This is a genomic window from Candidatus Absconditicoccus praedator (assembly GCF_021057185.1).
Lineage (GTDB): Bacteria > Patescibacteriota > Gracilibacteria > Absconditabacterales > Absconditicoccaceae > Absconditicoccus > Absconditicoccus praedator.
This window is the reverse complement of record NZ_CP054059.1, coordinates 609,696-632,365: the sequence shown is the minus strand read 5'-3', so window position 1 is coordinate 632,365 and position 22,670 is coordinate 609,696. Positions and strand designations below refer to the sequence as shown.

General features: G+C 28.1%; 20 protein-coding genes and 2 tRNA genes. 11 read left to right on the top strand and 11 right to left on the bottom strand.

What is annotated here, in order from left to right; translation table 25 throughout:
- Positions 1 to 7: 7 nt before the first annotated feature.
- From HLG78_RS03115 to HLG78_RS03105, 3 genes are all read right to left on the bottom strand, one after another.
- Positions 8 to 4,492: a hypothetical protein gene (locus HLG78_RS03115; protein ID WP_231176157.1), complete on the bottom strand. Its 4,485-nt coding sequence runs from the start codon at positions 4,490 to 4,492 to the stop codon at positions 8 to 10.
- Positions 4,493 to 4,625: 133 nt separating this feature from the next.
- Positions 4,626 to 5,318, bottom strand: a complete 693-nt coding sequence (locus HLG78_RS03110) for an ABC transporter ATP-binding protein (RefSeq protein ID WP_231176156.1) — start codon at positions 5,316 to 5,318, stop codon at positions 4,626 to 4,628.
- 71 nt (positions 5,319 to 5,389) lie between these two features.
- A complete protein-coding gene (locus tag HLG78_RS03105) occupies positions 5,390 to 5,956 on the bottom strand; it encodes a hypothetical protein (RefSeq protein ID WP_231176155.1) in 567 nt (188 codons plus the stop codon).
- A gap of 98 nt (positions 5,957 to 6,054) precedes the next feature.
- Between HLG78_RS03105 and HLG78_RS03100 the strand changes: the two genes are divergently transcribed.
- The 6 genes from HLG78_RS03100 to HLG78_RS03075 all read left to right on the top strand — a co-directional run bounded on the left by HLG78_RS03100 (position 6,055) and on the right by HLG78_RS03075 (position 7,807).
- Positions 6,055 to 6,141 (top strand) — tRNA-Ser (locus HLG78_RS03100).
- 7 nt (positions 6,142 to 6,148) lie between these two features.
- Positions 6,149 to 6,222: transfer RNA gene (locus tag HLG78_RS03095), tRNA-Met, on the top strand.
- A 90-nt stretch (positions 6,223 to 6,312) separates the two neighbouring features.
- The gene (gene rpmG, locus HLG78_RS03090; protein ID WP_231176154.1) at positions 6,313 to 6,486 is read left to right on the top strand and encodes a 50S ribosomal protein L33; all 174 of its coding nucleotides are present in this window, start codon (positions 6,313 to 6,315) and stop codon (positions 6,484 to 6,486) included.
- A 25-nt stretch (positions 6,487 to 6,511) separates the two neighbouring features.
- Positions 6,512 to 6,808, top strand: a complete 297-nt coding sequence (rpsP, locus tag HLG78_RS03085) for a 30S ribosomal protein S16 (RefSeq protein WP_231176153.1) — start codon at positions 6,512 to 6,514, stop codon at positions 6,806 to 6,808.
- Positions 6,809 to 6,839: 31 nt separating this feature from the next.
- A complete protein-coding gene (locus HLG78_RS03080) occupies positions 6,840 to 7,217 on the top strand; it encodes a chloride channel protein (RefSeq protein ID WP_231176152.1) in 378 nt (125 codons plus the stop codon).
- 20 nt (positions 7,218 to 7,237) lie between these two features.
- A complete protein-coding gene (locus HLG78_RS03075) occupies positions 7,238 to 7,807 on the top strand; it encodes a hypothetical protein (protein WP_231176151.1) in 570 nt (189 codons plus the stop codon).
- A gap of 174 nt (positions 7,808 to 7,981) precedes the next feature.
- On the opposite strand, the gene fusA is transcribed toward HLG78_RS03075, so the two are convergent.
- Both fusA and HLG78_RS03065 read right to left on the bottom strand, forming a co-directional pair.
- Positions 7,982 to 10,096 carry an elongation factor G gene (gene fusA, locus HLG78_RS03070; protein ID WP_231176150.1) on the bottom strand — a complete coding sequence of 705 codons (2,115 nt, stop codon included), beginning with the start codon at positions 10,094 to 10,096 and terminating at the stop codon, positions 7,982 to 7,984.
- Positions 10,097 to 10,171: 75 nt separating this feature from the next.
- Positions 10,172 to 10,462, bottom strand: a complete 291-nt coding sequence (locus HLG78_RS03065; protein ID WP_231176149.1) for an Asp-tRNA(Asn)/Glu-tRNA(Gln) amidotransferase subunit GatC — start codon at positions 10,460 to 10,462, stop codon at positions 10,172 to 10,174.
- A 138-nt stretch (positions 10,463 to 10,600) separates the two neighbouring features.
- On the opposite strand from HLG78_RS03065, the gene HLG78_RS03060 reads away from it, so the two are divergent.
- The 4 genes from HLG78_RS03060 to HLG78_RS03045 all read left to right on the top strand — a co-directional run bounded on the left by HLG78_RS03060 (position 10,601) and on the right by HLG78_RS03045 (position 16,131).
- Positions 10,601 to 12,652 (top strand): VirB4-like conjugal transfer ATPase, CD1110 family, encoded by a 2,052-nt coding sequence (locus HLG78_RS03060; protein WP_231176148.1) that lies wholly within the window; start codon positions 10,601 to 10,603, stop codon positions 12,650 to 12,652.
- Between the two features lie 20 nt (positions 12,653 to 12,672).
- The gene (locus HLG78_RS03055; protein ID WP_231176147.1) at positions 12,673 to 13,710 is read left to right on the top strand and encodes a hypothetical protein; all 1,038 of its coding nucleotides are present in this window, start codon (positions 12,673 to 12,675) and stop codon (positions 13,708 to 13,710) included.
- Positions 13,711 to 13,779: 69 nt separating this feature from the next.
- On the top strand, positions 13,780 to 14,712 hold the full coding sequence (locus HLG78_RS03050) for a hypothetical protein (protein ID WP_231176146.1): 933 nt from the start codon (positions 13,780 to 13,782) through the stop codon (positions 14,710 to 14,712).
- Between the two features lie 24 nt (positions 14,713 to 14,736).
- Positions 14,737 to 16,131: a glutamate ligase domain-containing protein gene (locus tag HLG78_RS03045; protein ID WP_231176145.1), complete on the top strand. Its 1,395-nt coding sequence runs from the start codon at positions 14,737 to 14,739 to the stop codon at positions 16,129 to 16,131.
- Positions 16,132 to 16,140: 9 nt separating this feature from the next.
- Here HLG78_RS03045 and HLG78_RS03040 read toward each other — a convergent pair whose 3' ends face one another.
- The 4 genes from HLG78_RS03040 to HLG78_RS03025 form a co-directional block, all read right to left on the bottom strand.
- The gene (locus HLG78_RS03040; protein ID WP_231176144.1) at positions 16,141 to 17,100 is read right to left on the bottom strand and encodes a hypothetical protein; all 960 of its coding nucleotides are present in this window, start codon (positions 17,098 to 17,100) and stop codon (positions 16,141 to 16,143) included.
- A 9-nt stretch (positions 17,101 to 17,109) separates the two neighbouring features.
- Complete coding sequence (locus HLG78_RS03035; protein ID WP_231176143.1) at positions 17,110 to 18,567, bottom strand: DEAD/DEAH box helicase family protein; 1,458 nt, start codon at positions 18,565 to 18,567, stop codon at positions 17,110 to 17,112.
- Between the two features lie 72 nt (positions 18,568 to 18,639).
- On the bottom strand, positions 18,640 to 19,497 hold the full coding sequence (locus HLG78_RS03030; protein WP_231176142.1) for an alpha/beta hydrolase: 858 nt from the start codon (positions 19,495 to 19,497) through the stop codon (positions 18,640 to 18,642).
- Between the two features lie 117 nt (positions 19,498 to 19,614).
- Positions 19,615 to 20,643, bottom strand: a complete 1,029-nt coding sequence (locus tag HLG78_RS03025) for a fibronectin type III domain-containing protein (RefSeq protein WP_231176141.1) — start codon at positions 20,641 to 20,643, stop codon at positions 19,615 to 19,617.
- 234 nt (positions 20,644 to 20,877) lie between these two features.
- Here HLG78_RS03025 and frr point away from each other — a divergent pair, with 234 nt between their 5' ends.
- Positions 20,878 to 21,432 carry a ribosome recycling factor gene (frr, locus tag HLG78_RS03020; protein WP_231176140.1) on the top strand — a complete coding sequence of 185 codons (555 nt, stop codon included), beginning with the start codon at positions 20,878 to 20,880 and terminating at the stop codon, positions 21,430 to 21,432.
- 24 nt (positions 21,433 to 21,456) lie between these two features.
- Here the strand turns inward: frr and HLG78_RS03015 are convergent, their stop codons facing one another.
- Both HLG78_RS03015 and def read right to left on the bottom strand, forming a co-directional pair.
- Positions 21,457 to 22,056 (bottom strand): ribonuclease HII, encoded by a 600-nt coding sequence (locus HLG78_RS03015; RefSeq protein ID WP_231176139.1) that lies wholly within the window; start codon positions 22,054 to 22,056, stop codon positions 21,457 to 21,459.
- A 16-nt stretch (positions 22,057 to 22,072) separates the two neighbouring features.
- Positions 22,073 to 22,579, bottom strand: coding sequence for a peptide deformylase (gene def / locus HLG78_RS03010; RefSeq protein ID WP_231176138.1), 507 nt, complete (start codon positions 22,577 to 22,579; stop codon positions 22,073 to 22,075).
- Positions 22,580 to 22,670 lie beyond the last annotated feature (91 nt).

The following is a 22,670-nucleotide window of genomic DNA, read 5'->3' as shown; positions in this document are numbered from 1 at the left end:
AAATTTCTTATTCTAATGTATATTCTCATTCTGCTGAAGGTTCGTCATCTCATATTTGTCTAATAGGCTCACTAGCTCAAACAACAAGTAAAGCTCATAAAGCATTAAGATGCCTTAAAGCAAGTGTATCAACAGCAGTTCTAGCAAAAGATAAGTCTTCAGGATCTCAAGTAATTCGTTGTAAATAATCTCATTCCCACAAATTATCATCAACTGATTCAGCAAAATATGGAGCAAACAACAATCATCCATATATACCTCAAGTCCATCACCAATCTTTTCAAGCTGGGTTTGCTCTTCATGTAAGTGCAAATTTTGCTCAACTAGTTAACTTGGCTCTAAATCATTCAGTATTCATTACTTGCCTAATTTCATTAATACCCCTTCATACTGTCCAATCACGAGCCTTTTGACCAAATTTTGAAACAAGATTATTTGACAATTGTGGGTTAACTTCTGATAATTTTCTTCAAGAAAGAGAATCAGACATTCTTCCAGAGACATTAGTATCTAAGTTTCTTATATAATTATTAACCAAATCATCTCAGTGCTGTTGCATAAATCTTTCGGCAGAAATTCTTTCACCATTACTTGAATTTCTAAAATATACATTATCTCATTCTCTTGTTATTCTATACCTACTTCAAGCTATACTAATATCTCTTCATTCCAAATTACCCAAAAATCTTTCACGATTTCTATTCATTACTTCCCTTCCAAGATTAGAAAATGCACCTCTATCTATCCTTGCATTACTCAATAACTCTCTAGCAGAATTATACTCAAACTCTCTTGTAGTGGTTGTTCCATCCGATCTGTGATGAGGCTTAGTAAGAACATACCTTCCTTCATCTGTAACTCTAAGAGCCCTTCAATCTCATAAATCATAATTTCTTCATCTTTCAAGATTATTCAATAGAACCCTATTTTCATTAGTATTTATACTTTCTCTAGGACGTCTTGCTCATTGAGGAGACTCCTGATTTCATCTCTGTCATTGCTGTGGAGCTCTTTGATCCTGACCTCACCTTTGAGCATTTCAAACTCTCAAATTTCAATCTGGTCACCTAAACACTCTAACTACTTCAGACCTTCACGTCCTATCTATTCACCTAAACACAGAAACCAAAGCTAGTGAAAGCAAAAATTCTTCTTTACTTAACTCAAGGTCTTCATCATAAGCAATAGCATCTATACCAGCTGCGGTAAGTCATATAGCTCCAGCCTCTATTGTAATTCATCATGCTAATTTCGCTCAGGCAGCAGCTCTTGAAGTGTTTTCTCATATGTAGAAAGGATTTGATCTACCTCATAATGTTTGCATATTTCTAATAGCCTGAGAAGCTCTAAAAACTCCAAAGAATACAACCGACTTCATATATTCTGGGACTCCAGCAAATTCATGATTTTCATCTATTAAGTTCTTGATTTGATCATAAGATGCCATAAAAGCAGATCATCATGCTACAGACTCAAGTGATCACATTCAAAACCTTCACAACCTACCTGTAGGCATAAACTCAGACGCTCATCTTGCTCACCAAGCTCTCCTAAGTCTATCTCACCTTCAAATATATTGTCATCATCTTTGAATTCATCATGCAGCCCTATAAGCTCTTGCTCAAGTAACAGCCCATCTTGCTCAATGTATAGCCAAACCTCATATTGGTAAAGTAACTAAAAATATTCCTGCTTCTTTGGCTATAGTAGAAGCTATATCTATTTGGTTTTGAGACATATTAAACCTTCACTCTCACATAATATCTCAATAAATATCTACCAACCTTCTATCTCATTCATATTGTCATTTACTCCAAAAACTGTTAGAGCTATTATCATGCATATATCTTCTTATTATAAATCATGAAACAACAGACATTTTCATATAATTCTTGAAGTTTTTCTCAGCCTCTTCCATCCTTTCTTCTATATCTATCATATCTCAACTTATAGGATCTGGATACTCTACTCCAAAAATTTGTGCAATTTGCTGTTTTTCTTCTTCGGAAGTTGATTCGTTATTATATTTTTCTACCATTTCTTCTATATCTTCAACTATTCATTCCCTTATTTTATCTCTTGAATCCATCCAAGTTTGATCTACTTCATTTAATTGATCAAGAAGGTTTTGTTTTCAAGATTCTGTAAGACCAATGTCATCACTTAATTTATCCACTATTTGGTTATTACTTGGATTCCCCTCGAAGAGCTCTTCAAGATATTGGATGTCTATTTGTCTTCAATTAGACAATTCTATTCAATCTTCTAGTATTCTTATAGAAAGCTCTTGCTCATTGTATTCAGAAGATGAAAAATTTGATACTATTTCTTCTATCAAATCATCGTTTTCACCAACTTCAGCTTCTCTATCAAAAAGAGAAGAAACATCTAAAGTGTTAATACTATGTGTATTTCTAGACTCCACAAAATGCATATTATCTCTACTATAAGACATATAACTAGAAATATCAGCTACTTTTTCAAGCATTCTATCCATTATATCATCCAACATATCATGAATATCATCTTTTGATCAATGTTCAGGGTTAAAACCAATTAATAATGGATACAATTCATGATTGACCTCTTCAACCAATTCTCATGAAGATGACATCAAACTTATCTCATCTAAAAGTTTTTGTATAATCTCATATCTTGCTTTTATATCAGGGTTTTCTTCTAGTACTTCATTCATCATATCCATATTCAATCACTGAAAATATTCTTCATTGAAAGGAATATGTTTTACTTCTCACTCTCTATCTTTACCTACAAGATATCTTTGTCATTCAATAACCTCAAACTCAGGTGGCATAGAAAAATTAAGTCAATAATACTCTTCCTGAAATTCCTCGTCATCTTCAAGATCTCTTTCTTCAATCTCAGGGATAGGAACAGCAGGAGAAGTTTCTGCACCTTCTTCTCTATCTTCATAACTTTCTCAGTCTTCCTGCTCCCTTTCTTCTCTTTCTGTAGACTGTCATTCAACATCTATAGTTTCTTCTTCAACTCAACTTCTTTCTTCCTCTCTTACTCTATTTATATATGAAGAAAAAATAGTAGAAATTGTTTTTTCATCTTCAAAACTACCCAAGCTATCTTCTCACAACTCATCCACCATATCATTTAATCATTTTGCTATTATCAAAGAAAGTTCATCTTCTCAATTTTCTTCAATCAAGTTTTGAAAAGTTTGATACCTTTCAGTTTCTTCACCCAAAGTATTCATATATCTTTCAACATCAAACTTATCATTTCACATTCTCTCATACAGATATTGCCTGATTTCAGAAATTTCATAATCTCAAAAAAGAGTAGCAACAAGCAAGGAGTGTCATATTTTTTCTTTTTCAGCCTTACTTTCTGTGCTTTCTCTGGTTCTATCTAGCACTTCTCAATCTCATCAAAAAATATTAGACCATCATCATCTAAGTATTGAATTGGCAACATCAAAACTTGAGTTTCATGTACCATACCTAAGTAAAAAATCTCATCAAACCAGTGCTCAAGCTGTTCTCAAAAATCAATAATTCTGAATAGCTTTCCATCATGCATATATTGCTCATCATATTGCTGCTAACTGTCAAAGCTGAGAATAAGTTTGCCTTTCTGAATTTGACAGATTTCATTGAGATAAAACATGATCAAAAACTCAAATCAATCAGTGTTCTTCTAATATACTACTATCTATACCAAGTTCTTCTATTGTTTGCCTAATTTCGCTTTCAGTTTCTATGCTTTCTTTCACAGATGCAGCAAATGCTTCTTTTGAAGAATAAGAATGATCTATAATTATATCAAAAGAATCTACAATATCTGGGTTGTTAGTTTGTAACGAATAAAAGAAAAAACAATAAGCCTCATTTAGTTCTTCATTAGACAATCATTCTCAATGTATTTGAGCATAAGGATTATTTTCTGGTTCAAAATATGTTCTTAAAAAATCTTCATTATGAATAATATTTTGCTTTATTATTTTTCTAACATTTTCACTTCATAGTTGATCCAAATAATTTTCAAGCTCTTCTTGAGAACCCAAAGAAAATATCCTATCAACTATTTTTTCTCAAGCCAACAATTTTTTACTTTCAGAAGAAGTAGTATTATAAAATCTAATCAACTTATCATTACTAAAATTATTAAGAACATCTATTGAAGTATCAGACATATCTTCTATAAGATGATCTATATCATTAGATATATCAACCCTCTCTACACCATCAACTTTATCTACCACAGCATCCAAAAACTCTTGTAACTCTGCCTCACTTTCAAGATATCATATAACATTTCAATCTACCCACAAATAATATTTTCAACCTCTTTCTTTTACTTCCAACTTATTTTCAATATTATCAATATTTAAGTCAGAAGTATCCAAATAATTTTCTATATCAGCATGTCTTATTTTTTCTACACTTGAACGATCTACTTGCTGTTCTTTTGAGTCATCTTTTTCCAATCTTCATACATTTAATTCTATATTTGACATTATTTTTATTTTTGTTTTAAAATACAAACTTTTATAAAGTATAAGCAATATTTATTTTCTGTCAAATTTTGGCCAAATAATATAAAAAACTTAAATTTTTTAAATTTTGAAAATTGAAAAAAGGAAAATAAAACTATATAACATCAATTAATTTTTCTTGACTCTCTACAGTTTCTTTGAATATTTCTTCTAGAGAGTTATTTATATTTTTTATATTTTCTTCATAAACTATTTTTCCGTCAAACACAATTCAAAACCTATGAGCAACCTCCTCAACATCAGATAGTATATGAGTATTAAAAAAAATTGTTTTTCACTTTTCATTCAATTCTAGCATCAAATTTTTAACTAAAATTCTTCACAAAGGATCAAGACCACTCATTGGCTCATCCCAAAATACTATTTGTGGATCATTTATCAAGCTTGCTGCCAGACCCAATCTTTGTCTCATACCTTTAGAATAAGATTTTACCATTTTATTTTTAGCAAATAATAGTCATAATTTATCTAAAAGATCCAATCATCTAAGTTCTGCCTCTTGTTTGGTAAGTCCGGACAACTGACCGGCAAAAATCAAAAATTCTATTCCATCCAAATGATCATAAAAATAAGCATTTTCTGGCGAATATCAAATTTTTTTATATAGATCAGGTTTTTCATTAAGATTTTCTCAAAACACTTTGATACTTCAGCTTGTATGTTTCAAAAATCATAATATACATTTCAAAGTAGTTGTTTTTCATGCTCAATTCGGTCATAAAAATCAATAAATTTGTCAGCTTGAAACATCCAAATCAACTCACTTTAAAACATCGGTTTTTTTCATATTATTTTTAAAAGTCTTCTTTAATTTGGAAATTTCTAAAATAGTTTGCTGCATAATTATATTTTTTAATACTAAAATAAATTTTTCAAAATCTGGTCTCTTATTTCTTGTTTTAGTTGAGTTTTTTGTTCTCACTCCACCCTTGAAATATTGCTTTTAACACCACCCACATCAAAATAATAAACTATCTCTTCAACAAACTCAAGAAGCTCATCTTCCGGTAATTTTTGCAAATCTTTATGATTTTTTATTAAACCAGAAACAAATGATAAAAAGCTTTCAATAGAAGAAGCATCTGCACTAGTTCATAAGTTTTTTATTTTTGATAGAATTTCTTCATCAAACTTATCCATAAGAAAAGGAGAAAAAACTGGGATCAAACTTTCTATTTTAACTTTTTTATAAAACCTAAAAAAATAAAGAATTATATTTTCATTATTTAAGTTTTCAAAAATAATGGTCAACAACTTAGCTGTAAACCTATCTTTTACTTGTTGCTGTTTTTTTTGAGATGATACTTGTTGAGCTTTTTTTTGATCTTCTTCAACTGATTTTACATCATCTTCAGAAACCTCTTCTTTTACAGTTTCTGCATCCTTTCAAGACTCAAATCATCAAACTCCATATACTTCTCACATAGTTTTAAATCTTTTTTATAAATCACACTAAGTTTTATATATTTATACTTGAATTTCAATACAAAATATTTATATTAATTGCCACTAGTTGAGATTATGGTGGGGTGCCAGAGCGGTCGAATGGGGCTCCCTGCTAAGGAGTTGACCCGGTTTCGGGTCCGAGGGTTCGAATCCCTCCCCCACCGTATTTAAGGCACCGTAGCTCAGCAGGTCAGAGCGGTCCTCTCATAAGGGACAGGTCGGTGGTTCAAGTCCACTCGGTGCCATTATTTTTTTTTGGAAATAAGAAAAATAGTATTGAAAATTTAAGTCAAATAATTATTATAAAATTTATTTATTGAATAAAATATAACATTATGGCAAGCAAAAAATGATCTAGAATTTTAGTGTGACTAATATGTAAAGAAACTGGTGTTCAAAATTATGTTACAGAAAGAAATAAGCTTAATACAAATAAGTTTGAAATTAAAAAATATTGCCCTAAGTTAAGAAAACATACTATGCATAAAATGAGAGAAAAACTAAAATAATATTTTATATAAATAATAAGATAATATGCTAAAAATTAGACTAGCAAGAACTTGAAGATCAAAAAGACCTTTTTATAAAATAGTAGTTACTGAACACTCTAAACCTGCTAATACCTGATTCAAGTCTGTTCTTTGATGGTATAACCCTATGGAACACAAAGTTGAGGCAGATCTTGAAAAAGCAAAAAAACATATAAACAACTGAGCTAAACCTAGTGAGAGAGTTGCTAAAATTTTGTATAATGTTTCTAATGATGAGTTTTTTGCTAAGTTTTTTTCTTATAAAGAAAGAAAAAGAACAAAGAAAAATGAGGACAAATAGTTGTCTTTAGTTAAATAACTTTAACTTAATTATGTACGGTCAAGCTACTACTATAGAAGAATTTGTTTTGTTAATACTTGCTGTTGTGGTCATAGTAATTTTTTGATGAGCCATAGCAGCTTTTTTTATTGCAATATTTCAGTTTATATTTTCAAAATGAGATTCAGAAAAAATTAAAAAAGCATGGAACACTATAAGATATATGCTACTATGAATAATTTTAACAATATTACTTTTATTTATTTTCCCAGTTGTTTTTGAAAGATTAGAAATACCTTGACATGAACAGTATACAGCCCAAAATATTTTTGAAAAAGCAGGAGAATTAGTTCAACACCTCATTAGTTGAGAATGATTAGAAAGCATGCAATCAACTTGAGAACCTGCTTGACCTACTTGACCTCTTTAAAAGCTTTTGCTAAAAATTAAATGATTAATAAAATACCAAATACAACACTAAAAAAATGGAACAGATTTGATTGAATAGAAAAATGATTCATCATTTATTTATTAGTTTTAATAATTACTATCTTTTCTTTTCCAATAATAGAAGTTTCGCCTACTTGAACTGATGAGGTGATAAATTTTTTTATTTTTAATAGTTATACTATCACAACCTTTTTAATTATATCTATTTTTTTAGTTTTTTTAGTTTTGTGGAATACTAGTTTTAGATTCAAAAAACTTATTCATATATTAGTATGATTCAAAGAAAATGATGCAATTCTCAATTTTTGAATACTACTTCTTATTACAATTTCATATATTAGCATTTCTGATGTAGTAAATCTTCTAAGAGAAAATGTAAGTTACAGTATAGGAATTTGATATTGATATTATATAACATGATTTGTATTAATAATTGGTCTTATATGGAACTTATTTTTAGCTTTAAACTTATCAAAAGATAAAAAAAAGAATAAATTAATAAATGTAATTCAAAAATGACAAGAATCCAATTCGCAAAAGGATCATATAAAATCACTTTTTGATAAATAAATTAATTTTTAAGACCAATTTAATAAAAATAATAATTTAAATAATAATTTAAATAATAATTTAAATAATAATTTAAATAATAATTTAAAATTTACATTAATAAAAAAGGATAGTAAACTAAGTTACTATCCTTTTTTGTATAAATAGTATATACAATCTATCAAGAAATAACTATTACTCCTCATCTTCATCCAAGCCAGAAACTTTACCACTTCTTTCTTCTATAAGTTGCTTTTGTATTACATCTGGAACTTTTTCATATCCTGCAAACTTCATCACATAATTTGCTCTACCCTGTGTAAAAGATCTAAGAGAAGTAGCATACCCAAACATTTCTGCCAATGGAACTCTAGCTTTAATTGCAACAGCATGTCATCTTTGATCTTGTCACTCCACTCTTCATCTTCTTGAACTTAAGTCTCACATAACATCACCCATATATTCTTCTGGAGTTGTTACTTCTACATCCATTATTGGCTCCATTATTATTGGATTAGCCTTGTAGTATGCATCTTTGAAAGCTTTATAAGAAGCAACCTTAAATGCTACTTCTGAACTATCAACCTCATGGTATGAACCATCAAATACTGCTGCCTTTACATTTATTATTTGATATCATGCAAGAATTCACTTTTGCATAGTTTCTTTTACTCATTTATCTACAGCTCAAATGAAATCTTTTGGAATAACTCCTCAAACTATCTCATCCTGAAACTCGTAAGTTTTTTCTTCATCTTCAAATGGTTCTATTCTTAGATGAACATGTCAGTATTGTCATCTACCTCATGTTTGTTTAACAAATTTTCCTTCTCATTTTGCTGTTTCCTGAATTGTCTCTCTATAAGCTACTTGAGGTTTTCAAGTGTTAGCTTCTACCTTATATTCTCTTTTTAATCTATCAACTATAATATCAAGGTGCAATTCTCACATTCAAGCAATAATTGTCTGACCACTTTCTTCATCTGTATGAAATTTAAATGATGGATCCTCATTTGAAATCTTTCCTAATGCCATTCACATTTTTTCTTGATCTTTCTTAGAAGCTGGCTCTATAGACATACTTATTACTGGATCAGGGAATTCCATTTGTTCCAATAGGATTGGTTTTTTTTGATCACAAAGAGTATTTCATGTTTTTGTTTCTTTTAATCAAAGAAAAGCACAAATATGTCCAGCTGTAATTTCAGTTACTTCTTCTCTTTTATCTGCATGCATCAATAAAAGTCTTCAAATTCTTTCTTTTTTATCTGTCACTGGATTATACAAAGTATCTCCAGATTTTATTACACCAGAGTAAACTCTTGCATAAGTTAATGTACCAACATATGGATCATTCACTATCTTAAATGCCAATGCAGAAGTTGCTTCTTTTTCTGAAGGATTTCTTTCATCTTCATCACCAGTATCAGGATTAACTCATTTTACTGCACCCACATCTTCTGGAGATGGAAGAAAGTCAGATACTCCATCTAGAACGAATTGTACTCATGCATTTTTCAAAGCAGACCCACATAAAACTGGATATAGCTCATTTTGTATTACTCACGCTCTAATAGCTTTTTTTATCAAGTCTTGAGATATTTCCTCTCATTCAAGATATTTTTCTGCTAATTCATCATCAAAAACAGATAATTTATCCAACATTATTTCTCTATACTCTTCTGCTTGATCTTTTAGTTCATCTGGAATTTCATGCTCTACAGTTTCCATTCAATAATTTCATTCAAATGTATAAGCTTTCATTTCAACAAGGTTTATCACACCTTTGAATTCTGTTGCCTGTCACCAAGGTAATTGCAATGCAACTCATTTATCAGTAAGCTTTTCTTTTATAGAATCCAAAGACATAAAAAAATCAGCTCACATTTTATCCATTTTGTTTACAAAAGCTATTCTTGGAACATGATATCTGTCTGCTTGTCTCCAAACTGTTTCTGACTGAGGCTCTACTCATTGACTTGCATCAAACACAGCAACTCCTCAGTCCAAAACTCTCAATGCTCTTTCTACCTCCACTGTAAAATCAACGTGTCAAGGAGTATCAATAATATTAATTTGATTTTCATCCCAAAAACACGTAGTAGCAGCTGAAGTAATTGTAATTCATCTTTCTTTTTCCTGCTCCATCCAGTCCATGTCTGATGCTCATTCATGAGTTTCTCAGATTTTATGTTTTCTTCATGTATAGTAAAGTATTCTTTCTGTGGTAGTTGTTTTACCAGCATCAATATGTGCTACAATACCAATATTTCTAACATTATCTAAACTTACTTTTTTCGCTGTTGACATTAATATTTATTAAAAATTAAAAACTAAATAATATGGAGGCATTATAAAGCTCCACACAAATAAAAGCATATATATTTATTTTATTGCAGATTTGATAACCACGGCATTTTCCCTAACTGAATGTTCAACATTTTCAACAAAACAATCCTTCAAAGATGAGTCAACTTGCTCAGACGCTGTATCCATATAAGTATCTTCTAACGGATGAAAAAGTGGATCTACCGAATCAATATCCACCTCCTGCAACTTAGAAACAAAATCTATTATCTCATCAATTTGTCAAACGAACTTATTTTTTTCACTCTCATCTATGCTTATACTACATAAGTCACAAATTTGATTTAATTGTTGAAAAGTCAAACTCATAATTTAATTCAAATAACAATAAATTAACTAGCATCCATTAATATACTGATTTGTATGTTTATTTCAAGTTTTTTTATTTGAAAAAATTATTAAAATAATTATTATATTTGTAAAACTTTTATAAAGTTAATTATTTTTATGGAAGAAAAAGTAAAAGATGTTGTATATGATACAGACTATCAAGACTTAGTAGAAAAATGATGAGAAATAAAATTTACCTCAAAACAAGTTGTCAACAAAACTAAAAAACAAAAAAAAGAAGAAAAAAAATGATTTTTTGACAAAATGTTTGAACTATTATTTCCATCTGCACCTAGTTCTAAAAACTCTAAGAAAAAAGGAGAAAAGAAAGAAGAATCTCCACTAAAAGACAAATCATTAGAAGAACAAATAAAATATCTAATAAATTTACCAGATGAAGAATATTCAGATAAGTTATTAACACCAAAATTAAGAAACTATATAAACAAAATAGAAAATGAGTATGTTTCTATGTTTCAAGACCAAAAAACCCATATAGCTCCAAGTTATTGGGAGGTTAAATGAACTGAAACAAAAGTTTCTGATGTGTTCTGTAAAACCTATTTTGCAAGCTGATACCCTTCATACATGGATTTTTTACGAACAAGAGACCTTTTATCTTTCCATAACAAATGGGATATATCATGGTTTATATATCCTTCTGATGATGCAGCAATGCAAGCTATGCTAAAAAGAAGGGCTACACAACTAAAGGCAGAATTATCAGAAGCCTACAACAAATGAATTACTATAGATTCAGAAACGGAACTTGAGTACAAAGATGTAGAATCAATAAGACAAAAACTTGCTACAAGAGAAGAAAGGTTTTTTCAAACATCATTTTATAGCACAATATATCACAATGATTCTGACAAGTTAAAAGAAGAATGTAAAAAGTTTGAACAACAAGTTTGATGAGTTTGAATCAAAATGAAGCCTGCCACACAAAGAATGGATGAATGATTCAACTCTACAGTACCTTTATGAGTAGATGACCTTTGAATATCCAGGAGCATGGTTACGACATCTCTTGCTTGATCTTTTCCTTTTATTTCCAGTGATCTTATTGAGAACACATGAATACTCTATTGAATTAACTTACATACATGATGACTTGTAGTTTTTGATAGGTTTTCCAACAAGCTTCCAAATGCAAACAGCGTAGTATTAGCTACATCTTGAGCTGGTAAATCTTTTACCGTTAAACTTGAAATACTAAGATATTTAATTTTATGAATAGATATTATAGTAATAGACCCAGAAAACGAATACAAAAGCCTTATTGAAAAAGTTTGATGAACATATGTAAATATCGCAGTAAACTCATGACAAAATATTAATCCTTTTGATATGCCTCCTAAAATTGAAGATATAGAATATTGAAAATGAGACCTTCTTAGAAGTCAAATAATGAGTCTTATATGACTTATATGAGTACTACTTTGATGACTTAGCGTAGAAGAAGAAGCTCTACTTGATAAAGCACTACAATCAACATATAACATTAAAGACATTACATTTGAAGATGAAAATATGAATTGAAAAACTCCACCTTTAATGGAAGACTTGTTAAACATATTAGAATGAATGGAGTGATGAGATAGAATAGCTACAAAATTAAGTAAGTATGTGACATGAACATTTGCAAAACTATTCAACAATTATACTAATGTAGACCTAGACAGTGGTTTAACAGTTTTTAGTATTAGAGACCTTGATGAAAGCCTAAAAACTCCTGCTATGTTTAATGTTTTAAATTTTATATGGACAAGAGTAAGATCCCAAAAAAGAAAGAGAATGCTTGTAGTAGATGAGGCTTGGATAATGATGCAGCATGATATGTCTGCAAACTTTCTGTTTTGACTGATAAAAAGAGCAAGAAAATATTGACTGTGAGTAACGACAATAACACAAGATGTAGAAGATTTTGTTAAAAGCAATTACTGAAAGCCAATAGTAGCAAATGCAGCAGTAAATTTACTTCTTAAGCAGTCTACATCATCAATAAAATCTTTAGATGTAATATATTGATTATCAGAAGCTGAAAAACAAAAACTTGTTTCAGCAAATATATGAGAATGATTGTTTTTTGCATGAAACCAACATATAGCAATGAAAATACTCCCTTCACCTTATGAAAAAGATTTTATAGAAACAAATGTAAAGTAATTTAATAATTAATTAAAAATATGAACTCAAAAAAAGATTTTCAAATACAAAATAAACATATACTATCACTTGCATGTATAATGTTTTTCCCTCGAGTTGTATACTTTATGATAAAATCAGAAGATTATGAATTAACTCAAGAAGATAAAAATTTTATAAAATGATATATTAAGTTTTGATTTATAATTCTCAGCACAATAGCACTTGCAGTAATTATTTGAATAGTTAGCCTCACAAGCAATATACTTCCTACATTTATGAGTACAATATCAAACTTGTTAGCAATTTTTTGAGTAATACTTATTATCTTGTGAGTTTTTATGATATTCTCAGAAAAAACAGTACTTCAATGAGATATAAATCTAAAATACAAAAAAATAACTCCCTGAAATATAGATATAGCATTTTATTATATTCCTATATACAATATCTATCTTTGGTACAATGAACCCAAAATTAATCAGTATCGATGGATAAAAGAAAGCATCCTTTTTCGGCATTTATGGGCTTTAATAGTTTTAATTACATTTAATATTAGCATAGCATTTTTACTTTTAATAATTTGAATTGTTAGATTAGTAAGCATTATAGCTTGAATAGATTTTATACCGGACAAATACAAAGAAAAAGCAGACAAAATATTTGACAAAAATCCAGAAGAAGTATATGGATATATAAAATGACCTATAGTTTTTATAGTAGAAAAAGTTAAGTCTTGATGAAAATATTCTATAAATAGTATTGACGAATATATACAACAATCAAAAAATGAGTATTCCAACTTAAAAAACATAGAATATACTACCAACAAATCAGCAATATCTGATCAAAAAGAAATTTTTATAGAATATGCTATTCTTTGAATAATTCTATTTTTATTATCAAACAGTATTTTTTCCTTTATACAATTAAGCATATATTGAAATATTATAATTATAGCATTTTTAATTATTTTATTTAGGTATATAATCTCACTATATTTACAAAAATTGCCATACATTCCAATAATACATGAAGTAGTAATAATAGGTAAGAAAACTATAAACTTCCTCAAATAATATATTTGAATTTGACAAATAATTTATTTTAGGTAAAATTTATAAAATATTTAAAATAAAAACAAAAAAATGCTAAAAAAAATAATAGCCATATTAATAATTATAAATTCATTTATAGGACTAAGTTTTTGAGATGAAGCACAAATATGAGCTTCAGATTGTGACTGAAGATTTTGTACTGATCTATGAACGTCTATTGACAATATAAGAGATCGTCTGGACGCCTGACCTGCAGAAAGATGAGCTGATTGATTACAAGCATTTATTGTGAACCTAGCCTCAAATATTTTTATGCCTATTATGATTATGATATGACTAGTAATAGCAATTATTTGATTTTACAAAGTTATGTTTACAGAAAGCGACGAAGATAAAACAAGATGAGCAAATTATATAATTTGGTGAACAGTATGAATTATTGTGATGACCTCAGCCACATATATCACACATAGTCTAGTATGAGAAACATGATCTTGATTAGAAACTGAATGAATTAGTCTTGCTGAATCTATATACAGTAATATTGTATTTCCTTTTTTCCAAATATTTGCTTATCTTGTTGTTTGAATACTCTTTATAGTATTACTAATAAATGCTTTTAAACTACTAACAACCAATCAAGAAGAAGTAGGTAAGAGCGCAAAAACAATTGTGGTACGAAATATTATCTGAATACTTATGATAATTTCATCATCAGAAATTGTTAGAATAATATACTGAACTCATACTGAACAAAGAAACACCTGAAATTTATGAGATATATGAACCTGAATTCTTGCTGACAGAAACATTGAATTCATAACAAACATTATAAACTGGTGACTTTCTTTTGTTGCTTTTATAATACTTATTATAATAATATACCAATCATATCTTTTATTAGTAAAACCTGAAGACGAAGAAACAGTAAAAAAATTAAGAAAAAATTTTGTTTATGTATTTATATGATCTGCAATAATTTGAGGTTGATTTTTACTTACCAATTTCTTAATAATAAACTAGCATATTTAAATCTAAATCAAATAAATGAATATAGTGCTAGTTTGAGCTTGATGAACCTGAATTTCAGGTGTTGCCTTGATATTGAAACAATTATGATACCAAAATATAGTTTGCATAGACAACCAAGAAAGTCAAATAACTAAACTACTCAAGAAAAACGACATCAAGACAATAATATGACATTGAAATTATCAAGTCAAACCAGAAGACATAGTAATATACTCTGATGCAGCTATAAATTCACCTGAAGTAATACAATCCAATAAGCTAAAAGAAAAAAAACTAAAAAAATATCATACGAATTTTAGTTATTTTCAATTTGTGTGAGAGCTATCAAAATATATGAAAACTATAAGTATAGCTTGAACACACTGAAAAAGCACTACAACAGCATTATGTATAAATACTATTAGCAAAGTATCAGATAAGTTTTGAATGGGAATTTTAGGAGCACTTGTTGGAGAATTTGACAACAAAAATTTTCTTATAAACAAAAACAGACAACCTGAGATATGAGAAATATTTAATCATATAATTAGCAGGAAAAAATCAAATCTGAAACCTCAAAACATAAAAAAGCTATATATGATAGTGGAAGCAGATGAATTCAACCAACATTTTTTATATTTAGACACAGACTACTCTGCTATCACTAATATAGAACTTGACCACAGTGATGTATACAAAAATCTTGAAACTTATATAAAATCTTTTTCTGATTTTGTAAAAAAAACAAGATTTAAGTGCATATGACTTCGCAACATAAAAGAGCTAAAACAATTAAAGCAAAAACATCCTGAAAAAATCCTACTTAAAAATCACACAAACATCCCGCTTGATTATATTTTTGGGGATCACAATAGGCAAAACTCAATTATAGTATACAACATTTTAAAACATATTTTCCCATCACAAGCAAGCAACATAAAACAAAACATATCAAAATTCAAGTGACTATGGAGAAGATGCGAACTAATTTGAGAAAACAAAAATCAAAGCTTAATTTTTTCAGATTATTGACATCATCCTACTGAAATTAATGCCGTTTTAGATGCTTTGAAAAAGAAATATCCAAACAAAAAAATAAACTGCATATTTCAACCCCATCAAGCTCGTAGAGTTTTTGAGTTTTTTAATAAATTTTTGAAATCACTTAAAAAAGTAGATAATCTTATTATTTATGATATTTATACAGCCAGAGAAGATATTAAGAGATTATCTGATAAGCATCAAAAATTCAACTGAATTGATAATAAACAAAAACTTTGAAGTTTTTTTGCAAAAAAATTGAATTCAAATTACACAGAAAATTTTGAAAAGGTTTATGTAAACATTTTTTCCTTGCCTAAAGATCGAATTACTATAATTTTTACAGCCTGAGACCTTGATTTTAAATTAAGAAATAGTATGAAAGATTAAAATCTAATTTTAAATACTATTTAGATATGTTAAAATATCTATTTCTCCAACATCCCAGTTTTGTCAAAATAAATCAAAGTTTGAATAAGTCCTGAAAGGAAGTATATATCATCATAGTTTTTCTCATTGTTTTTCAAGCAAGCTTTCCATGTAAATCTTGTTATTCAAAAGACTTGAGATAAGCACAACATCAATATTTTTTCATACTACTTCATTGAATCGTTTTATCAACAAATCATTATAAAAATTAAAGTTTTTTATCAACAAATCATAACTATATCAAGGTATATCATCTCAATTCCAAGAAGTTTTATACAAATCAACTAAATTATTTTCTTCAAAAATAGATCTCAAAGAAGAAATTCAAAATTTCATACTCTCAATCTTATCATAAAATCAATTTTTTATATATATAATTTTAACAGTATCCTCGTTAATATACAAAATTGCAAAAGAAGATTTATTTATATTATTTTTTAGATAATTAACTGTAAAAAAGCTTGATGGGAATATTTTTATATCAGATCTTTCAGAAAAATTATTTCCAGCAAATATTCTAAATATATTGGAAGTTTCAATATTCAGATAATACAAATTTAAGTAAAAAAATATATCTCATTTTTCTCATATTATATAATCAGCTGGCAATCAATCAACATAAGTATACTCAATATTATAAAAAAGCAAATATCCAGGAGTTGCAAACTGCTTTTTTATTTGTAATTTTTTTTCTTCTATTATATTATTCAGATCATTTATAGTAAACTTTGTATCTGATTTATGAAAAACTGGAAAAGAATAAAAATAAAATCTATTTTCATTGATTAAAAAAGTATTATTTCACTTTGTATCTTTTATGTTTGTTTGCAAATAATACTCAAAAAAATTATTTATATCTTTTTTATATATATTTGAATCAGTTTTTTTAACATGTTTTGTAATATAGTCAGACTCGAAAAAAATATCCATATCATCTATTTATCAATTAAAATCATCAATTATTATATCCTTTATATTTACATCCTTTCTATAGCTTTCAAAATACTTTTTTAGATGAGGTTTTGTTTTTATAAGCTTTTCATACGTTTTCAATAAGTACTGATAATCTCAATCTTTTGGATACACATAACAAACAGGATCAAGCAATCAAGTAGGTCTTATAATTTGTTCTGCAAAATTATCAGAAACATTAATTTCATAATCTGCTGGAGTAGCTGAAACAAACATAGTTTTAGCAGCAGATTTTACCCTTTCTTTTTGGATAGAACTGACATCATTGGATTTCCAAGAAAGCATATTCTCCAACTCTTCAAAATTCAAAGGCCTATGATCAATTGCCGAAGGCAGTCTAAATCAATGCTCAACCAAAGTTTTTTTCCTAGAATTATCAGCTTTTGGCATAGCCTGCAACTGGGGTATACTTTGATGAGATTCATCTACTATAAACAAAAAATCATCAGGAAAATAATCAAAAATAGTACTTGGAGGCTGTCAGGGTTGTCTTCAATCAAAATATCTGGAATAATTTTCAATTCAATTTGTAAATCATGTTTGTTTAATCATTTTTATGTCATACATTGTTCTTTTTTGTATCCTATTGGCTTCAAGTTCTTTTCATTCTTTTTTGAAATATTCTACTCTTTGTTCCATTTCTTCTTGGATATCTTTAAGTATATATTCCAAACCATCCATATCTTGCAAAAATTGAGACGCAGGTCGCAAGGTAAAATTATTTAAAGTTCACTTCTCCTCAAAAGTATTACTATCTTTTATCTGAATCATTTCTAATTTTTCCTCGTCAAAAATAAGTCTATAAAGAGTATTTTCAATACTGGAAAAAACATCCAAAATCTCTCCCCTAAAATCAAACATTCAAGGCTCTATTTTTGACTGAACAGGATGGTATTGCATATTTAGTAATTGTTTTTTCAACCAAGAAAAATCATAACTTTCACCAACTTGGAATTTTATACTATTTTTTTCAAAAACATCCTTTGATCAAAGACCATACAAAGAAGAAACTGAACTTACTATTATAATATCTTCTCTGGACAACAAAGATGCCATAGCAGAAAGTCTATACATTTCTATTTCTTTGTTTATAGTACTTTCTTTTTCTATATACATATCTTGTTGTGGCAGATAACTTTCAGGTTGATAATAATCAAAATAAGATACAAAGTAATGCACAGCATTATTTGGAAAAAAATATTTAAATTCAGTGGCCAATTGAGCTGCCAAGGTTTTATTGTGAGACATAATCAAGGTGGGTCTTTTAATTTGGTTTATCACATTAGCCATTGTAAATGTTTTTCAAGTTCAAGTAGCTCAAAGAAGAGTTGACACCTTTAAACCATTTTCAAATCACTCCACAATTTTTTGTATTGCCTCTGGCTGATCTCAAGTAGGTGAATAATTGGATTCAAGTTTGAACATAAAAAAGTTTTTTGATATAAATATATAATATTTTATAGTACTTTTTTTTGAGTTTGTTTTCAAGGAAAAATTTTAATAAACCACAAACTCATCTTCTTTATCTTCGTGCAAAATAAAATCATTTATATACTTGTCAAAAACATCTTCCAAAGCAAAAAACATTGTATTGTGATCATATTCCTCTAAAAGCAAAAATTTTTTATTGTCAGCTCATGAGTTTTCAAGTATTTCTTTTCACATCTCCCAAGGCACCACTTTGTCCTGTTTTCAATGCATAATTAAAGTTGGCACAGTAACTTTTTGTATTTTTTTGTAGTTTTTGAAAGAATCTTCTAAAAACAAATATTTTTGGATAGGAATTCAATATATAAACTCAGACATACCGTTCCTAGAATTAAAAGGAGAAATTAAAAAAAGTGATTTAACTTCATTTTTTTCAGCTATATTAATTGCTGGAGCAGAACCTATGCTATAACCTCATACAATAATATTTTCAGAAGAAATATTCTTATCATTAATTAGGTAATTATAAAAATTTTGAGTAGACTTATAAACGTTCTCTTCTGATGGCCATCACTGGCTTTTTCAGTATCATGGATAATCCATAGCTGCTACATTGTATCATTGATTTCAAAACCAAGCTATATCAGATATGAAATTTGAAATATTAACTCAGTTTGGAAGATAAAACAAAATAGTATAATCTTCATCGTTGTTAATAAAAATTCAACTTCAAGTATTGTCTTCATATGAATCAAATGTAACTTCTTTTATATCATATATTTTTTTAAAGGATTGGATATTGTTGGAATCTGAAGATATATACATTCAAGGGAAAGTAAGTATTGTTTCAATATGTCTTCAAAAAATCACAAAAATTATATATATTACCAACAAAAAACAAAATAAAATAAAAAATCTTTTTTTCATAGAAATTAAATCAAAAAATTAAATAACTTTATCAAAATATCCATATTTTAAAAAAAATCAATAAAAAAAGCCAAAGCATAAAAGCTTTGGCTATTAAAGTAATCTTTTTTACATAGATTAGTTTCTAAGATAATTGTATCTATACAAAACATAACCTATAAATGTCATTAAAATTAATGCTATTATTATATTTGTAGCAGGTCAAACTTCAGCTTCTCATTCAACTTGGGCTTCATCTGTTTCAACTCATGTTACATCAAACTCATATTCATCTCAAGCAGACTCATATTCTCAGTCAACCTCATTAACTGGTGTAAGTCTAACAGTATAATCACCTCCTCTTGTAGGCACTATAGTAAATTCTCAGTAATCCATATTTGCATAGTCAACTTCTTCAAAATCAGTATCATCCTCATGTCTTAAGTCTACTCTAACTTTTTCCGCATCATCAGAAGGCGACCATGTTACTCTAACTTCTCAATCTACAACTTCATAATCAACATCCTGAATTTGAACTGTAGCAGCTTCATGAACCTCTTCTTCATCTGTTTCAAAAGTAAATTTCAAAATATTTTCAGAGTCATTTCAATCTACTGTTGGAGTAACAATAACAAAATATTCTTCTCATTCTGCAAGATCTTCAAATGTATACTCAAAACTGTCTCCATCTTTTCAGGTTACTTCATCATCTTCAATATCTGCAACATCTATCTCATTGTAGATTTCATCATCATGTATATCTTCTGTGCTATATTCTATTATATAACTTTGAACTCTATCACCATGTCAATCTACTACAGTTGGTATTTCAAAAGTTGCTTCGTTTTTTTCAACTTCTACTTCCTCTTTTTCATCATCACTACTAAAACCCCAACCTTCTTGTTCTACATCCTCATCCATATCATCCTCAAAATCATCGTCCATATCATCCTCAAAATCATCGTCCATATCCTCAAAATCATCATCCCAATCATCAAAATCATCATCCCAATCATCAAAATCACCCCAGTCATCATCCATACTTGCTTCATCTAATTGTTCCTCTTCTCATGCAGTGTCATCAGCATCTTCTGCATATACAAAAGAATTAGACAAAACTATCATAATTACCGACAATAAAACCAATATATTTCTTATCATATTCATTATTAATATTTATTTAAACATCTAAATTTTTTGTTTTCTTTCACTCACAAACATAATAATAAATAATTTTTAAATTTTTGCAAATTTTAATATTGTTTTTTTTAGTTAGATTATTATAATATTAAATACGCTAAAAAATTATTATTTATCTGATTCTTATTATATTACAATTTGCAAATAAGTTGACAAAATATTAAAAATATATATTAATAATTTACTTGTTAAACTAAACTTATGGACTCAGACAATATGAAAAAACAAATGAACAAATCAATTAAACATCTTGAAAACGAACTAGCATCTTTACAACTATGAAGAGCTTCAACATCTCTTGTAGATTGAATAGATGTATTTGTATCATCATGGTGAATGACACAGAAAATAAATCAACTATGAAATACTACAATATTGGATGCACAATCAATCAAAATACAACCTTGGGACAAAAGCATTGTTTCTGACATAGAAAAAGCAATATACAACAGCTGACTTTGACTAACTCCAATAAATCAATGAGACTGAATTATTATAAATATTCCTCCACTAACACAAGAAAGAAGAAAAGAGCTTGTAAAATATGTAAACAAGCTCTGAGAAAACACAAAAATATCTTTGAGAAATATAAGACATGATACTTTAAAAGACATCAAAACACAATACCAACAAGAAGAAATATCAGAAAATGAAAAAAACTTAAAAGAAGAAGAAATTGATAAAACAATGAAAGAATTCAATCAAAAAGTAGACGAAATAACAAAAAACAAATCAGATGAAATTATGAAAATATAAATCACCAGATCGTCTGGTGATTTTTTATATTAAATTTTTTAAAAAAGTCTTTCTATGATATATGGTTGGTCACTTTTCTTTTATTATATTTCTATGATACAATGTTCAATATCATTTATTTTTTCATAGTTGATAATCTGGATATAAACTATCTATTTTCTTCATATACAAATCTCTAACAACCTTTGCAACTATGCTTGCCATTCATATTTGAACTACTTTACTATCTCAGGATTTTATAGTATTGATCTTTATTCATAATTCTTTTGAAGCTCCAAAATCAGTATTTCAATCAAAATAAATATAGTTTACTTGTGACATAGAAAATGATGATTGTTTCAAAATACCTTTAATTCAAGAAACTAAAAGTTTTTTCATAGAAGCAGAAACTCAATATTTATCTATAAAATTATTATGAACAAATTTATAATTAAAAAACAAAAATCAACTATTTTTTAATTCTTCTATTTTTTCAAAAAATATTTCTCTTTTTTTTTCAGAAATTTTTTTTGAATCAGCAAATCAAACATTATCATAATTATTATTTAATTCCAGAATTATTCACAAACAAATTGGTCAAGCCAATGGTCATCTTCATGCTTCATCTATATAAATACTTACCATAACAACTCAAGAATTCTTATCTTATAAAATCACCAATACTTGGTCCAGAATCCAAGGCTTTATCTAAAAACAATATTCAATCAAGATGATCTATCTCATGCTGAACTATCCTAGCATTTATTCAAGAAAGCTTTTCCTTTTTTGTTTTTCAATTTAGGTTTTTATACTCAACTTGGACACGAAAACTTCTTTCAACTTGCTTTTCTACTCCAGGCAAAGACAAACATCACTCTACATCTAAATATGTTTCAGATGAAAATTTTTTAATTTCAGGATTGATCATAATTTTTTCATCAATAAACCTTAAATCTCCAAAAGACTCATCCCAAAAAGTCACAATAATAATTCTTTTATTAACTCAAATCTGAGGAGCAGCAAGTCACATTCAATCATATTTATACATCATATCCTTTAAAACATCTGCAAAACTCAAAATATCAGCATCTATTTCTTTTATAGAAACTGATTTTTCTCTAAGAATAGGATTATTCAATCAAGTTTGTAAATTATATTCAGATCACATAAATTTAAATTTAATTATAAAAATTTAATTAAATATAAAAACTTTCTCTTGAAATTCAACTAAAAAATATTAATATGGAAACTAATGGCAA